The organism is Sulfuricurvum sp., from assembly GCF_028681615.1.
Classification (GTDB): domain Bacteria; phylum Campylobacterota; class Campylobacteria; order Campylobacterales; family Sulfurimonadaceae; genus Sulfuricurvum.
On record NZ_JAQUHV010000012.1, the window covers coordinates 25,792 to 40,066 of the forward strand.

Here is a 14,275-nt window from a genome sequence, read left to right on the forward strand (position 1 = left end):
GGACACGGATGCAAAAAGATCAAGCGCTTGATATTCTAAAGCAGTTTAAAAACGATTTTGCCGATCATTTTGGGATCATCCGTATAGGGCTTTTTGGTTCAACCGTCCGTAATGAAGCAAAATCAAACAGTGATATAGATGTCGTAGTAGAAACTAAAACACCGGATATGTTTGCCATCGTTCATGCTAAAAACGTTCTAGAAAAGCTTTTTCATACCAATGTTGATGTAATCCGTTATCGTGAAAAAATGAATCCCTACCTCAAACAAAATATTGAGAATGAGGCTGTTTTTGTCTAACCAAGTCCTCATCATCCTCGAACAAATCAATGAGGCACTTAAAACGGTTACTACACGCTTTGAACCTGTAATAAATAGCAACTATTTTACCGACTCCCCTGAAGGGAAAGAGAAACTTGACGGTATTTGTATGCAACTCATCGCTATTGGTGAAAGTCTCAAAAAAATTGATAAGCTCACTGATAAAAAATTACTGCAAGAATATTCTGAAATAGACTGGATCGGGGCAAAAGGGGTGAGAGATATTATTTCCCATCACTATTTTGACATTGATGCCGATGAGATATATTGGATATGTGATCAGCAGATCATACCCATGCAGTTAACGGTAGAAAAAATAATTAGTGATATAAATGCTGCAGATTTCCCACACCGTTAGTATCCCCGACTCCGAGATCGAGATAACCGCTATCCGCTCTCAGGGAGCAGGGGGACAAAATGTCAACAAAGTCTCCACCGCCATCCATCTACGATTCGATATCAACGCCTCAACGCTTCCTGATTTCTACAAAGAACGCCTCCTGGAGATTACCGATCACCGTATCACCAAAGACGGGATCATCAACATCAAATCCCAAGAATCGAGAAGTCAGGAAGAGAACAAAGAAGCGGCATTGGAACGGCTCAAAGAGCTGATCAAAAGCGTCACTGTCGTTCAGAAGAAACGAAGAGCGACCAAGCCGACGAAGAACTCTCAAAAACGGCGGATGGACAGCAAGACAAAGCACGGGAATATCAAGAAGATGCGGGGTAAAGTAGATAAAGGTGAAGGATGATTATAAAGAGGTTTTAGCGTATTAAAATTCCCAACAAACATGTTGGGAATAGAGACCTGAATTTTAGTCATCGCTATTGAGAATCTCTTCGATTTCTTCTGCCGTTGCTGATTCTATATCCAAGATTTTTCCTTCGAAAACGAGATCTATACCCGCGAGTGGATGATTTCCATCGAGTGTGGCACGATCACCTTCTATATCAGTGACCGTATAGATAATGACATCTTCGCCATCTTCATCGAGATAGCCGTCGACTTCCATGCCGATAGTTACCTCTGCGGGGAGTTCGCTGAGTGCTTCCGTGACAACCAACTCAGGATCATATTCACCGAATGCTTTGTCGGATGAGAGTTTGACGGTGAAGGTATCATCGACTTCTTTCCCTTCCAATGCCTCTTCGATGGCCTTAAAAATCTGACCGTAATCACCATGGAGATAAACAATCGGTTCATCTTCCTCGTGAAGGAGGTTACCCTCTGTGTCGAAAATCTGATAATCGACAGTGACAATAGAATTTTTAGTGACAGGCATAGGGACTCCAATGGTGTAAGATTTGGATAATTCACTCTGCATTATAGATAGAAATGGATACGATGCTTGTATCGAAACGGTAATATTGAGAGCTACTTACCGCTCAACTCCCGCGATAGCTTTAAAAATGCGTCTCCGTATCGTTCGAATTTCACCTCCCCGATACCGCTGATGCCGAGCATCTCCTCTTTTGTACGCGGAAGCTGTTCGGCGAGTTCATAGAGGGTTTTGTCTCCGAAGACGATGTAGGCAGGGATGCGGTGTTCTTTGGCGATGGTGGCACGGAGGGTTTTGAAATCCTCGAAATGTATCGGTGCATGAAGATCGCGTGTTTTGGTTTTGACAGAGGCTTTTTTAGGGGAGAGACGATCTTGTCGGATGTGGACGCTCTGTTTGCCTTTGAGAATCTCTGCACCGCTCGCGGTAAGTTTCAGCGCTTTGTACTCGTCAGGCTCGATGGCGCCGAGTTCGATGAGCCGTTTGGCAACCGTGTTCCATGTGCTCTTACTCATATCTTTCCCTATCCCGAAAACACTGAGATTTTCATGTGCGTTGGAGAGGATTTTCTCTTTTTCCTCTCCGCAGAGCACTTCGGAAAGATAGGTTGCGCCGAAACGTTCCCCTGTTTTGTAGAGACACGAGAGGAATTTTTGGGCGGGGACGGTGATGTCGGTTTTGGGACTGCCTGAGTCTTTGCAGTTGTCGCACCGATCACCGCAGGGTTCTACGGTGTCGCTGAAATAAGAGGCGATCAGACGGTGACGACACTCTTCGGCGGTGGCATAATCCATCGCGGCACGGAGTTTGGCGAGGATCATCTCGCGATACTGAGGGTCGCTTCCCTCATCGATGAGTCTTTTTTTGTTGTAAAAATCGCTCCCTGAATAAAAGAGGACGGCTTCGGAGTCGATCCCGTCACGTCCCGCACGCCCGATCTCCTGATAGTAGTTCTCGATCGTTTTAGGCAAAGAGGTGTGGATGACGAAGCGGATATCCCCCTTATCGATCCCCATCCCGAATGCGACGGTGGCGACGATGATCTGGGTCTCGTCGTTTAAGAATGCCTGATGGACGCTTTGGCGCTGCTCTGAACTCATCCCCGCATGGTAGGCCGCACAGCGCAGCGATTTTTTTGATAGAAAGTCGGCGACTTCTTCGGTCTCTTTGCGGGAAAAGGCGTAGATGATCCCGCTCTCCCCCTCGTGTTTGTTCAAAATGTTCATGAGTTCGGTTCGCCATCCGCTGTCGCGTTCACGGACGGTGATCGTGATGTTTTTGCGCAGTACGGGTGCACGTAGTATCAGAGGATCGTTCAGTCCCAACTGGGAGAGGATGTCTTCACGTACTTTCGGGGTGGCAGTGGCGGTAAAGGCGGCGATAGGGGTATGCGGGAATGCGGAACGTAGCTCGCCGAGTCGTCGGTAGTCGTCGCGGAACTCATGCCCCCATTCACTGATACAGTGGGCTTCGTCGATGACGAAAAAGTTAATATCCAGTGTCGCCAGCCACGAGATGAATCCTCCGTTTGCCAACCGTTCAGGAGCGATGTAGAGGAACTTTAAGATGCCGTTTTTTGCTTTTGAAAAGCTCTCCTGCTGCTCTTGTGCCGATTGTGCGGATGAGATCATCGCCGCCTCGATGCCGAGCTCATGGAGGGCGAGTACCTGATCGTGCATGAGGGCTATAAGAGGAGAAACAACGATAGTTATCCCCTTCATCATTAGGGTAGGGAGCTGATAACAGAGCGATTTTCCCCCTCCGGTCGGGAGCAGCATCGCCAGATCGCGCCGGCTTAGAATCGCGTCCACCGCCTCTTCTTGCATCTCTCGAAAACCTGGGAATCCGAAGGTATGTTTGAGGACTTTGTATGTGTCGGTGAGAGGTTCGGACAAGAGGCGCCTTTTCAGGGATGAATTCCGCCATTATAGCATGCAGGTAAAAGATGAAGCAGTGCTATGCACTTTTAGATTTTATTCTATTCATTATTATCTGCTTCTCTAATAAAAATTCTGACTTTTGGCTCGATTATTGATACAATTGGAAATTCATCCGCTTCAATGAGTAGAGATTTATATGACATTTTTAGCGGATACGGATTGGGGAGTTAATGAAGCAGATAAACGAGAGTATAAAAGAGCAGATCAAAGAAGCGATTGAGAGTGCCGAACGTCAAAGCTCGTGTGAGTTTGTCGCCGTGATTACTCAAAAAAGCGGTAATTATCGAATATACGCTTTTTTCGTTGCGGCACTTAGTGCATTGCTAATACCCCATTTGATTTTTTGGCTAACCGATTGGTTTAGTATTGAAAAAATATTTCAGTTGCAGATTACTTCCTTTATTCTATTGATGATCCTCACCCAATTATCCGTAGTCACAAATGGATTAGTTCCTTCGGCGGTCAAACATCGTCAAGCGGCATTGGTTGCACAGCAGAGTTTCCGAAAGTTCGGATTGTACCGGACGTCGAAGCGGCGGGCAATTTTGTTTTTTGTCTCCATCGATGAGAAATATGCCGAGATCATCACCGATATCGGAATCGATGCGAAAATATCAACTGAAACATGGCAAGCGGTTATCGAAGAGTTTCGTCAGAATTTAGAGACGAAAAATGTAGCACAAGGCTATTTGGAAGCGATCGAAGCGTGTGGTGCGATTTTGAAGAGAGAATTTCCGGCCGAAGCTGGAGATGTGGACGAGTTGCCGAACGAGCTGATTATCGATCAAAATTGAGAGTGTTTTTACACAAAATTTATAGATGATGAGTATGCTTATGCAAAAATAGAAGGATACCCTATGCGTCGTCTTTCCCTGTTATCGATTTTACTTCCGATGTATATGTTCGCCGCTTCAATCCCTGAAAAAGCCCTTTATCTCCAAGGTCAAAGCGATAAAGGGATCATTTTGGCACACGGTAAAGGGATGAACCCTGATTTTAAAGTCGTTAAGCCTCTGCGCTTGGCGCTCAATAAAGACATCGGTTTTCATACCTTATCGCTGCAAATGCCCAATCAATACGAAGGGTATGAAGAGTATGAGAAAGAGCAGCCGAAAGTCGATGCGATGATCGATCAGGCGATCGAGTTTTTACACAGTAAAGGGGTCAAAACGATCTATTTGATGGGGCATTCGCTGGGTGCGGGGATGACCAGCAGTTATCTGGTTTCTCATCCCAATGCTCCGATCGCGGGTTATATCGCTATTGGGTGCCGTGGAAATAAGAGCAAGCTGATTTCGTGTACCGACAACATGCCGAAAATTAAGATCAAAACACTCGATATCTGGGGCAGAGGCAACAGCGAAGATGAAAATTTTGCTGTACTGCGTGCGCCGCTTGTCGCAGAACATTATCAACAGTACGGTGTCGAAGGTGCGGATCATCTCTTGGACGGATCGATGGAATTTGTCGTTGAGGACGTTGAAGGGTGGTTGGAGCAGTAGAGATATTTGAATAATAAATATGCTGCAAGCTTTTATGTTGTATTATATTTAAAAGAATTATGAGGTTCCAGGAATGCAACGTAACACTATTCACTTTTTTATCATCATTATAGCGCTGGCAATGTTTGCAGGATGTGCACAGCATAGCGTCGAAAAAGATACGATACTTCCGGGACCTAAAGCCGACACCAATGCTTCGTCCGCACATCTGGCTACTGTACCGGTAGAAAAGACGGCAGAGAATAAAAAAAGTCCGCCTAGTAAAATCGCTTCTAAAAAAGAGCTCTCTAAAAAATCCAATAAAACTTCCATGAGTACGGAAGCGGAAATCGAAGTCAATATTGATGAACTCAATCAAAAGGTCAAAGAGAATAAAACAAGGGAAGTTCGCGAAATCTTGCATGCAAATCCGAAAGCGTTCGAGATGATCGAAGAATCCGATAATAAACTTTTTTATGTCGGTCCGAGCGGCTGGAGAGTAATCAATATCATAGAAGGGTTACGGAACAAGCGATTACATCAAAAAGAGATTATAAAACACATTCAAACAGCCAAATCACCCTATAAAATGTACACATACCATGAAATTCAAGTGTTGTTGAAAAATAAAATCCCATTTCGAGTCATAAATACGATGATGACGGTCTCGAAGTAGGGCATTATTCCCAGATTACAGTATTACGTCCGCTCTCTTTTGCCCGATATAATTTTTGGTCTGCATCATTCAAGAATTCGGAAAAACTTTTAAACTGCGGCTGAAATTCAGAGACACCCAGACTGACGGTGCAGGATACCGATCCGTTTATGGACGGGATAACCAACGATGCAATGCTCTCTTTGATCTCTTCAGCTAAAATTACCGCTTGTTCAACAGAGATACTTGGCAGTAAAAGGACAAATTCTTCCCCCCCGATACGGGCAAAAATGTCATCTTTACGAATGCGTGTTTTGACGCTTTGGGTAATGCAGATCAGAACATTATCACCGCTTTGATGGCCATAAGTATCATTGATGACTTTAAAAAAGTCGATATCGAATAAGATTAACGATAACGGAGTCCTATATCGTGCGGCATGGGCGATTTCCCTCGTTGCATTCTCTTCGAGATAGCGCCGGTTGTAAATGTGGGTGAGCGGATCGGTAATGGCCAACTGCATCAGCATCTCATTCGCTTTTTGAAGTTCTGCCGTTTTCTTTTGTATTTCGCTCTCAAGATTTTGGGCCAATGACTCCAATGCATTGTTCGATTGCAAAAGCAAATCGTTCGTTTCATTGACCTGACGGAGCAAAACTCCGAAAAAGAGGGTTGATGTCATAAGTGCCGCGATAAATTCCTGTATGTAGAGCGTATTCTGTACGGGGGTAAAAACCGAGAACGGACCCTGATGGTGAATGGTGTAATAAATAGCGATCATACTGATGATCATCCCCATCGTCATCCCTGAACGGAGTCCGTTACGATAGACGATCCATAGGGTAATCAAAACAAAAATCATGGGGGTTGTGGGTAGGACACTCGGGGTAAATCCGATCGAAAAAAGGGAAAACGCAAGGGCAATAGTCGCGGTATCGGTAAAAATGGATTCGTAAAGATGCTGAGTGAAAAGAAATTTTTTCGGGTATTCCAACCAAGAAAGGATAAAAGGGGTTAGGAATAGTATACCGAGTGAATCGCCGAAAAACCGGATTCGCCAAGAAGCTATAAAGTCATCCAGTACGTCGATTTGAGTGTTATAGAAAAGCTCTACGAAGAGTGCGCTGAACGATGGGTTGATTGCAAGGGCGATAACGATGAACAAAAGGACAAAACGGATATTGTTGAAACTTTGATGCGTCGTACAAAGGCGTTGCATAAGATAGGCGGAGAGCATGGTTTCTCCGAGATTGATCATCGCAAACCAAAATGCCTGAAGAGGAGTAAAAACGGAACTGTCGGCAATGACTTCAGCTGTAATGATCGATAATGCAATCCATATCCATTCTCGTACAGGGCGCAGGAGAAAAGCCGCTAATAAGATACCGTTTTGGAACCAAACGATCGACATCCCCTCACTCATGGTAGTAAAGGCAAGGCTAAACTTATTTGCAGCAATATAAGCAGCCATCAAAATGAGGAGAAAGAGCGGATAGTATTTAATTATATGGAAACGTTTATCGATATCCATACTGCTTCCTCCTTATCGGGAAAAGAATCATTATAGCTTATAAATGTAGCACGAGTTGATTTTAAAACCTTTAAGGAGTTGTATTGAATCGGATATTAAAGGTTGTCCCTTCATGAAGATGCGATTCAACTGTGATCGGAAAATGGTATTCCTGACAAATCATATGGACGATATTGAGGCCGATTCCGAATCCTCCGTTTGCATCATCAAAACGGGTATAGCGTAAAAAAATATCGTTTAGTTTATCTTTGGGTATTCCGATACCTGTATCGCTAACGGATAAAAGGCCGTTTTTTAAAACGACTGTAATATGTCCGGAGCGTTTATTATATTTGATAGCATTGGAGAGGAGATTATCGAGAACTCGAATCAGTTTTTCCGAATGGGCTTTTACAAACGTGGGTTGAATATTCAACTCAAAAGTGATTTTTTTGGCATCGGCAAGTGGACGAAAATAATGGATGCGTTCTTCGAGTATGGGGGCAAGATCGAGTGATTGTACGGCATAGGCAGTTTTTTGATAGAGTGTCAGAAACGTCAGGTCGTTGTACAGATGCGAAATCGTCCGTAGTGCAACCGTTATGCGCCCAAGATGTTTGTCGATTTTCGGATCGGGTCCTTCTTCATACAAACGTTCGACACTCATTGTAATAATCGAGAGAGGCGTATTGAGCTCGTGGGTCGTATCCCGAATAAAACGGTCGAGTTTACTGATATACACGCGCAACGGGCGAAGAAAAAGTTTGGAGAGCGTATAGATGACAAGCGTCATAAAGATGATTGAGAAGGTCAATACGATAAAAATACTTTTACGGGTTTTGGCAAGTTCTTTGTCAATGGAATCGGCACGGATGACTAAATATCGGCAGCGGTGGAGCTTTTCCATATCGATCGGTTCTATAGAATAGAAGTGATTGTTATATTCGAAAACGCCTAATTTAAAGGGGATTGCAAAAGGTTTGTCTGACGTATAGACGACTTTTTTTTTGTCATCCAGGATGGCTACTTCAAAACGGGGATCGCCGATCATCCAGTCTTTGATGTCCTGTATGGAAGTGGCAGAGTAGATGTTTTCATCCACTTTATCCGCATAATAGCGTATTGAATTTTGGCGTATATCGAAATAGATGTTTTTTTGATAGTAATAATAGAGGATCGAGAGGGTCAATAAAAACAGGGTATTCAGGCCAACAAAGACCGATACGAACTGGATGAGTGGTTTGCGTTCAATGTTGAGCAAGATAATAACCCTGACCCCGTATATTGACGATGGTCTCTTTCCCTAAGATCTTGCGGAGATTCTTGATGTGGGTTCGCAGACTTTCTTCTTTTGTGTCATCATCGTAGTCCCATGCGGCGGAAAAAAATTGCTCATTACTGATTATTTCTCCGGGATGGGTGAGGAGCATTTTGAGTATTTTCGACTCTTTTCTGGCTAGGGGTACCTCTTTATCATCTTCATAAAGCCGATTGAGCTGAGGGTTAAAATAGATATTTTTTGTAATGGTGATTTTATCGTTTGATTTATGGAAAAATTGTCGCTTCATAAGCGATTTGATCCTGATTTCCAGTTCTTTGAGCTCAAAAGGTTTGCGTAGAAAATCATCGCATCCCGAATCAAATGCTTTGGAAAGGTCATCGATGCTTGAGAGGGAACTGATAAAAATAGCAGGGTTCTCTTTTCCCTCGTGACGGAGTTGCTTTAATACATCGAAACCGTTTTGTAACGGCACTTTGATATCCAGTAAGTAGAGGTCAAATGCTTCATCGTAGGCGGTATCCACTGCTTCGAAACCGTCATAGACACAGACGACTTCATATCCGAGTTCTTCAAGGAACTCTTGAATGATTTCAGAGAGGGTTTCATCGTCTTCTAGCAATAAAATTTTTTGGCGCGATATTGGATTGGTTTGCATAGTCGGATTATAGCATCGTTAGAAAATAGAACTCATCCTTTATCAAAAAGTCTTACAATTTTTTAAGCAATTTATTCTATAATAACGTTATATCATTTAAGATATAACGTTTGAATGAAAGGGGTTGATATGACAAAAATAATGAGTAGGGGGATAAAAAACATTACCCCTGAAATTCCCGCGTTGCCGTCACTCCATCTGTATATGATATGGGGAGAGGAGAAAATCCGTCAAATGGTCCGTTATCACCACAATTTACTGCGTCTTAGTGAATTGGATAATTTCTTATCGAATGATCACGATAAGTTTGAACATGCTACTCGTAAAACTGCTGATTTTTTTGTGGATGTTCTATCGAATGGTAGATTTTCAAAAACACAATACGCTTATCCGGCTCTAAAAATGCGTTATTTTCAAATAACCGTTGATGAACATGCACGTGATGTATGGCTGGAGATGTATAAAAAAGCGATCAAAGATATGAAAATGCCATCTGAATGCATCGAAGATTTTTGGAATTGGATTGAACCTTTGTCACTTTGGATGATCAACCGTCGCACCATGGCACACGTACCCCGATATCCTTATAAAGATATTTGGATTGACTTTGTAGAGATGAAGATGTTTGGTTCGTGCAGTGGATAGGCATAGAGGAGGGGAGGATAGTCTTCTCAGTCAATTTCATTTAGATGGTATTGACTGAGGCGACTACGCCTCAAAGACATCGACAATACCGTTTTATGTATCATTGGAATTTTTTTAGCTCCTGCTCTGCTCTTGCGTTAATTGCGAATTACCACTTCATAAATACGTAGATTCTAGATGATACATAAAACGGGGAGGTAAGACAATCGACCTCCATTACGCTGCAAAAATCAGGTTTCCGCTATAAAGTTCATGTGAAGATGTTTTCATTGGCTCTTTTTGAAGCATGATCGAAAAGATTTTCATTGCATCGGTGCGGTTTTTGGAAGCGATGGTTTCAATCGCTTCTTCCATATCAATTACCATGATGTGTTCATGATGTAATTTGTCTCGAATAGCTATGGTATCCAAACCCAAAAAGCGGCAAAATTCTCCCAGACTCTTAGTGTGCAGAGCATTGGGCAAAAGTTGTGATGCGCATGAAGATGTTATTTCTCCCATCGATGCGAGAGACACTATCTGTTCTGAGAGTTTTTTCAGTTTTTGCCGCATCATATAAACATGCATCGGGATGACACCCAAAAAGAGAAATCCGGCACCCATATGATAACCCGTTACATCAAACGGATAAAGTCCGGATTGATTCAGAACGACAGTGATTACAATCATAAGGACACTGGCGATCATTAACGAAATCGTTACCGCTTTTAATACTACTCTACTTTTCATCTCTACCCCTTTTTGAAAAAAGTACATTATATCTTTTTTGATATAATGATTGATGTTATGATATATGCATAAAGTATTCACGATGAACGGGTAGATTATTTCGATTAATATTAAACAAAAATAAGTATGCGCTATATCATCATATACATAAGCTAAAATTTAAGTTTATTTGCGTGATACTTTCGTCAACCGCAGACATTCATCCAAAATTTTTAAAGGATATGTCATGAAAACAAGTGCACGTAACGAGATCAAAGGGACCATTACCGAGATCAAAAAAGGTCAGATTAACAGTGAAGTTGTCCTCTCGGTAGGCGGCGATGTCGTTTTGAAATCTGTAATTACCAATGATTCTGTAGATGAGATGGAATTAGTCGTCGGCGAAACGATTTGTGCCATCATCAAAGCTCCCTTTGTTATGGTTGCAAAAGAAAAACCGGGTAAAATCAGCACTCGAAATATCATTGAAACCAAAGTAACCGAAGTAAAAAAAGGGATCGTTAACGGCGAATTGAAACTCGCTATGGGTGATCAAACCCTCACTGCCGTAATCACGGAAGATTCTGTCGAAGATTTGGATTTTAAAGTAGGCGATACCGTTTACGCCCTCATCAAAGCAAACTTCATCATCCTCGCTAAATAATTCTCTCTTTTCCGGGCATTGCCCGGTATGTAATCAGCACTGTTTATTTCTCTATTTAGGTATGTCGAGTGAAGAGAGCGGGATAAGCAACAATGAACCCAATGCATGGATCATTTCTATGTCGTCATCAAAATGTGTACCGTCACTGCCCAGTAAATGAATCGCTTGTTCTAGGACCATAGTACGAATTGCAGTCGAGGCACACTGAATCTGATCGATAGCCTTGCTCAATGAGCTGAGTGAAACATCGGAGTGGTAGGAAAGTGTCGGAAGGATTAGAGCCGTTCTCAGGGCTTCTATCGACTCATTAATACGTTTTTCATTGCCAAATTGAGTTTGGATCAGCAGCGAAAAGAGGACACTGAGCGGCTCTTGAATCTCTTCTATTTTTCTATAACGCTCTCTTGGTGCTTTGGAGAGTCCAAACTCCCGATCCAGCGGGGTCAAAACGATTGCATGCAGCGACCATTCCCAGATCGAAACAACCTGATCCATCTCTATCAAGTCGATAACGGTTTGACGAAAAACACGGTATTGCTGTTCAGACATCATTTTAAGCGACGGGATTGAGAGATTGATGAGATCGAGATGGGCACCGCGCGGCAGATCAAGCATCTTAGTATAGGTACTGGTGATATTTTTGTACAACATCGGAGAGATATTTTTGAGATATTTTTCTTGTTTTAGGAGGGTAATATTCTCTGTGCTTAGAAGTAATGTCAATATAATCCACTGGGCACTCAGTGCGTTCGCACACATTGTATGTAACGAGTCGGGCAGGGCATCAATACGGGTACGGGCATATTTGAGATTTTGATTACCGGGTTGCTGGGCGATACGTGAGAGGGTATCGATCACTATCGGACTTGTTAACACCGAAGCGGCTGAGGAAGGGATGAATTCAGATTCGGATACGTTAGAGGTGGATTTTGAACGTATCGGTGATTTCGTCTCTTTTAGAACAAACTTCCCGTTCCATGACGGGTCTATTCGACGGATTCGGTCTTGGAGTTTCGGATGTGTTGAGAAAAAATGATCCCAAAAATTGGTAATACCGTCGGCAAAAAAGAGGTGAGCATAGGTTCCTCCGGCAGAAGATCGGATGGAAGCGCCTTCCGAAGAGGCTCCTATTTTGATAAGGGCGTTGGCGATTCCCTGAGGGTAGCGTGTATATTGAACGGCTGAAGCGTCTGCGAGATATTCTCTTTGGCGCGAAATCATTGCTTTGATCCATTCGCCGATAAAGGTACCGATCCATCCCAACACCATCAATCCTAACCCTAACAGGTAGAGGGCAACGATAGGATTCCCCCCTTTTTTAGTATCGGAACTGCGTGATACGTATCTGTCCAGATGGGAATCATGGAGTGCATCGACGATAAATCTGCCGACGGCACCGATAAAAACGATTCCGTATACCATACCGCTAAGATGGAGATTGATGCGCATATCGCCGTTAAAAATATGGCTGAACTCATGGGCTATCACCCCTTGAAGCTCTTCACGGTTTAGTTGGTCCAATGCCCCTTGTGTAACTCCGATCACGGCGTCATTGTAGGTAAATCCGGCTGCAAAAGCGTTGATCCCACTATCCGATAACAGATAGACACTCGGCGGGGAAATTCCTGAGGCAATGGACATCTCTTCGACGACATTAAGGAGAACCTGATGCGATTTCTCTTGGGATAACGCCGTAATAAGTCTCCCGCCGAGAGAGAGGGCAACAACTTTTCCTCCATCTTTGAGCATAAAGTATTGAAAAAATGAAGCCATACCAACGATAAAAATGACTGAAATAAATGATCGTATAAATAGAGCTTCTTCAAAGTGTTTTGGGATAAATTTTCCGGTTAATAGATAGTGATCAATACTAAGTATCAACATCGAGATAGAGGCTGCAAAACCGCCAACACCTAGTATAAATACAATAATCAGACGGCTAGTGGATGCTTTTGCTTGCTGTTGTGCATCAAAAAAATTCATGCCGAACCGCTAAAATGCCATTTTTGGAGGATTCTGAATCTCTTTCGCATCCTCAAACTCGATCATGGCAGCATCACTCGTATGTCCGAATAGGGTGGCAAACAGGGTTTGCGGAAAAGATTGACGATAGATATTGTATTCCATGACCGAATCATTATAAAACTGTCGGGCGAAGGCGATTTTGTTTTCGGTGGTGGCAAGCTCTTCTTGGAGGTTTTGCATCGTCGTATCGGCTTTGATCTGAGGATAATTTTCCATCACCATACTAAAATGCGAAATTGCACCGCGAAGTGTGTTTTCGGCTTCAGACATTTGGCGGATGGCAGTAGGATCGGCAGGGTTATTATGCGCTTCACGCAATTGTTTTGATGCTCCGTTACGTGCGGCAATTACCCGTTCAAGGGTACTCTGTTCGTGCTCCATGTACCGTTTTGCCACTTCGACCAAGGAAGGGATCAGATCGTAGCGGCGTTTGAGCTGTACATCGATTTGGGAAAAGGCATTGATGTATCGGTTCTTGGTAACAACGAGACGGTTAAAAATCGAAATAATATAAAAAATTACCCCGAAAATAACTATCCCGACAAAGTATTTTCCCATTTAAACTATCTCCCTATTTTTTTGTAAAGACAGTATACAAAAAAATATTTTATTTTGATAGATTAAATGATCGAATCAGTGATGGTGATGAAACTCCAAGACTTCTTTGATCTCTTCCGGAGTCGCTTCATGAATATCCAGAACCGTCCCCTCAAAAATGAGATCCATTCCTGCTAGCGGGTGATTTCCGTCCATAGTGGCATGATCTCCATTGATTTCAGTGACGGTATAAATGATGACGTCATCGGAATCTTCTTCGAAATATCCGTCGAGTTCCATCCCGACACTTACCTCTACCGGCAACTCGCTGAGAGCTTCTGTGATCACGAGAGAGGGATCATATTTTCCGAATGCTTTATCCGATGTAAGGGTGATTTTGAACGTTTCTCCGATGCTTTTGCCTTCCAACGCTTGTTCGACCGTAGGGAAGATGTGGCCGTAATTACCGTGGAGATAGACAAGAGACTCCTCTTCTTCGTGGAGAAGGTTTCCCTCCGTGTCGTTGATATGGTAATCGATGGTAACGAGACAATTTTTGGTGATGGTCAT

17 protein-coding genes are annotated in these 14,275 nt (G+C 43.0%); 8 read left to right on the top strand and 9 right to left on the bottom strand.

Annotated features, from left to right (window positions below; translation table 11 throughout):
- Positions 1-8: 8 nt before the first annotated feature.
- Genes PHE37_RS10455 through arfB form a run of 3 tightly spaced genes read left to right on the top strand, consistent with a single transcriptional unit; the run spans position 9 to position 1,075 of the window.
- Complete coding sequence (locus PHE37_RS10455) at positions 9-299, top strand: nucleotidyltransferase domain-containing protein (protein WP_299997891.1); 291 nt, start codon at positions 9-11, stop codon at positions 297-299.
- On the top strand, positions 292-678 hold the full coding sequence (locus PHE37_RS10460; protein ID WP_299997888.1) for a HepT-like ribonuclease domain-containing protein: 387 nt from the start codon (positions 292-294) through the stop codon (positions 676-678). The genes PHE37_RS10455 and PHE37_RS10460 overlap by 8 nt, the downstream gene beginning before the upstream one ends.
- A complete protein-coding gene (gene arfB / locus PHE37_RS10465) occupies positions 653-1,075 on the top strand; it encodes an alternative ribosome rescue aminoacyl-tRNA hydrolase ArfB (protein WP_299997885.1) in 423 nt (140 codons plus the stop codon). Before PHE37_RS10460 ends, arfB begins: the two co-directional genes overlap by 26 nt.
- A gap of 63 nt (positions 1,076-1,138) precedes the next feature.
- On the opposite strand, the gene PHE37_RS10470 is transcribed toward arfB, so the two are convergent.
- Positions 1,139-1,606 carry a peptidylprolyl isomerase gene (locus PHE37_RS10470; RefSeq protein ID WP_299998050.1) on the bottom strand — a complete coding sequence of 156 codons (468 nt, stop codon included), beginning with the start codon at positions 1,604-1,606 and terminating at the stop codon, positions 1,139-1,141.
- 92 nt (positions 1,607-1,698) lie between these two features.
- Positions 1,699-3,498, bottom strand: coding sequence for a DNA helicase RecQ (gene recQ, locus PHE37_RS10475; protein WP_300008584.1), 1,800 nt, complete (start codon positions 3,496-3,498; stop codon positions 1,699-1,701).
- A 215-nt stretch (positions 3,499-3,713) separates the two neighbouring features.
- On the opposite strand from recQ, the gene PHE37_RS10480 reads away from it, so the two are divergent.
- From PHE37_RS10480 to PHE37_RS10490, 3 genes are all read left to right on the top strand, one after another.
- On the top strand, positions 3,714-4,337 hold the full coding sequence (locus PHE37_RS10480) for a TPM domain-containing protein (protein WP_299998022.1): 624 nt from the start codon (positions 3,714-3,716) through the stop codon (positions 4,335-4,337).
- Positions 4,338-4,400: 63 nt separating this feature from the next.
- The gene (locus PHE37_RS10485; RefSeq protein WP_299998021.1) at positions 4,401-5,045 is read left to right on the top strand and encodes a DUF3530 family protein; all 645 of its coding nucleotides are present in this window, start codon (positions 4,401-4,403) and stop codon (positions 5,043-5,045) included.
- Between the two features lie 73 nt (positions 5,046-5,118).
- Complete coding sequence (locus PHE37_RS10490) at positions 5,119-5,700, top strand: hypothetical protein (RefSeq protein WP_299998020.1); 582 nt, start codon at positions 5,119-5,121, stop codon at positions 5,698-5,700.
- Between the two features lie 4 nt (positions 5,701-5,704).
- Here PHE37_RS10490 and PHE37_RS10495 read toward each other — a convergent pair whose 3' ends face one another.
- From PHE37_RS10495 to PHE37_RS10505, 3 genes are all read right to left on the bottom strand, one after another.
- A complete protein-coding gene (locus tag PHE37_RS10495; protein ID WP_300008586.1) occupies positions 5,705-7,210 on the bottom strand; it encodes a diguanylate cyclase in 1,506 nt (501 codons plus the stop codon).
- Positions 7,211-7,280: 70 nt separating this feature from the next.
- Positions 7,281-8,450, bottom strand: coding sequence for a HAMP domain-containing sensor histidine kinase (locus PHE37_RS10500; RefSeq protein ID WP_299995945.1), 1,170 nt, complete (start codon positions 8,448-8,450; stop codon positions 7,281-7,283).
- Positions 8,437-9,126 (bottom strand): response regulator transcription factor, encoded by a 690-nt coding sequence (locus PHE37_RS10505; protein WP_299995947.1) that lies wholly within the window; start codon positions 9,124-9,126, stop codon positions 8,437-8,439. Before PHE37_RS10505 ends, PHE37_RS10500 begins: the two co-directional genes overlap by 14 nt.
- A 129-nt stretch (positions 9,127-9,255) precedes the next feature.
- On the opposite strand from PHE37_RS10505, the gene PHE37_RS10510 reads away from it, so the two are divergent.
- Positions 9,256-9,771 (top strand): globin, encoded by a 516-nt coding sequence (locus PHE37_RS10510; RefSeq protein WP_299995949.1) that lies wholly within the window; start codon positions 9,256-9,258, stop codon positions 9,769-9,771.
- 216 nt (positions 9,772-9,987) lie between these two features.
- On the opposite strand, the gene PHE37_RS10515 is transcribed toward PHE37_RS10510, so the two are convergent.
- Entirely contained in the window at positions 9,988-10,500 is a 513-nt protein-coding gene (locus PHE37_RS10515; RefSeq protein WP_299995951.1) for a hypothetical protein, read from the bottom strand.
- A gap of 226 nt (positions 10,501-10,726) precedes the next feature.
- Here PHE37_RS10515 and PHE37_RS10520 point away from each other — a divergent pair, with 226 nt between their 5' ends.
- On the top strand, positions 10,727-11,143 hold the full coding sequence (locus tag PHE37_RS10520) for a TOBE domain-containing protein (RefSeq protein ID WP_299995953.1): 417 nt from the start codon (positions 10,727-10,729) through the stop codon (positions 11,141-11,143).
- 51 nt (positions 11,144-11,194) lie between these two features.
- Here PHE37_RS10520 and PHE37_RS10525 read toward each other — a convergent pair whose 3' ends face one another.
- The 3 genes from PHE37_RS10525 to PHE37_RS10535 all read right to left on the bottom strand — a co-directional run bounded on the left by PHE37_RS10525 (position 11,195) and on the right by PHE37_RS10535 (position 14,275).
- The gene (locus PHE37_RS10525) at positions 11,195-13,126 is read right to left on the bottom strand and encodes a M48 family metallopeptidase (RefSeq protein ID WP_299995955.1); all 1,932 of its coding nucleotides are present in this window, start codon (positions 13,124-13,126) and stop codon (positions 11,195-11,197) included.
- 9 nt (positions 13,127-13,135) lie between these two features.
- Positions 13,136-13,726, bottom strand: coding sequence for a LemA family protein (locus PHE37_RS10530; protein ID WP_299995957.1), 591 nt, complete (start codon positions 13,724-13,726; stop codon positions 13,136-13,138).
- A 75-nt stretch (positions 13,727-13,801) separates the two neighbouring features.
- The gene (locus PHE37_RS10535; RefSeq protein ID WP_299995959.1) at positions 13,802-14,275 is read right to left on the bottom strand and encodes a peptidylprolyl isomerase; all 474 of its coding nucleotides are present in this window, start codon (positions 14,273-14,275) and stop codon (positions 13,802-13,804) included.

What these genes read in the sequence shown, in the direction of transcription:
- PHE37_RS10525 (WP_299995955.1), bottom strand. Translation starts at nt 13,126, where the DNA reads ATGAATTTTTTTGATGCACAACAGCAAGCAAAAGCATCCACTAGCCGT.
- PHE37_RS10515 (WP_299995951.1), bottom strand. Translation starts at nt 10,500, where the DNA reads ATGAAAAGTAGAGTAGTATTAAAAGCGGTAACGATTTCGTTAATGATC.
- PHE37_RS10455 (WP_299997891.1), top strand. Translation starts at nt 9, where the DNA reads ATGCAAAAAGATCAAGCGCTTGATATTCTAAAGCAGTTTAAAAACGAT.
- PHE37_RS10530 (WP_299995957.1), bottom strand. Translation starts at nt 13,726, where the DNA reads ATGGGAAAATACTTTGTCGGGATAGTTATTTTCGGGGTAATTTTTTAT.
- PHE37_RS10510 (WP_299995949.1), top strand. Translation starts at nt 9,256, where the DNA reads ATGACAAAAATAATGAGTAGGGGGATAAAAAACATTACCCCTGAAATT.
- PHE37_RS10535 (WP_299995959.1), bottom strand. Translation starts at nt 14,275, where the DNA reads ATGACCATCACCAAAAATTGTCTCGTTACCATCGATTACCATATCAAC.
- PHE37_RS10505 (WP_299995947.1), bottom strand. Translation starts at nt 9,126, where the DNA reads ATGCAAACCAATCCAATATCGCGCCAAAAAATTTTATTGCTAGAAGAC.
- arfB (WP_299997885.1), top strand. Translation starts at nt 653, where the DNA reads ATGCTGCAGATTTCCCACACCGTTAGTATCCCCGACTCCGAGATCGAG.
- PHE37_RS10485 (WP_299998021.1), top strand. Translation starts at nt 4,401, where the DNA reads ATGCGTCGTCTTTCCCTGTTATCGATTTTACTTCCGATGTATATGTTC.
- PHE37_RS10490 (WP_299998020.1), top strand. Translation starts at nt 5,119, where the DNA reads ATGCAACGTAACACTATTCACTTTTTTATCATCATTATAGCGCTGGCA.
- PHE37_RS10480 (WP_299998022.1), top strand. Translation starts at nt 3,714, where the DNA reads ATGAAGCAGATAAACGAGAGTATAAAAGAGCAGATCAAAGAAGCGATT.
- PHE37_RS10495 (WP_300008586.1), bottom strand. Translation starts at nt 7,210, where the DNA reads ATGGATATCGATAAACGTTTCCATATAATTAAATACTATCCGCTCTTT.
- PHE37_RS10470 (WP_299998050.1), bottom strand. Translation starts at nt 1,606, where the DNA reads ATGCCTGTCACTAAAAATTCTATTGTCACTGTCGATTATCAGATTTTC.
- PHE37_RS10520 (WP_299995953.1), top strand. Translation starts at nt 10,727, where the DNA reads ATGAAAACAAGTGCACGTAACGAGATCAAAGGGACCATTACCGAGATC.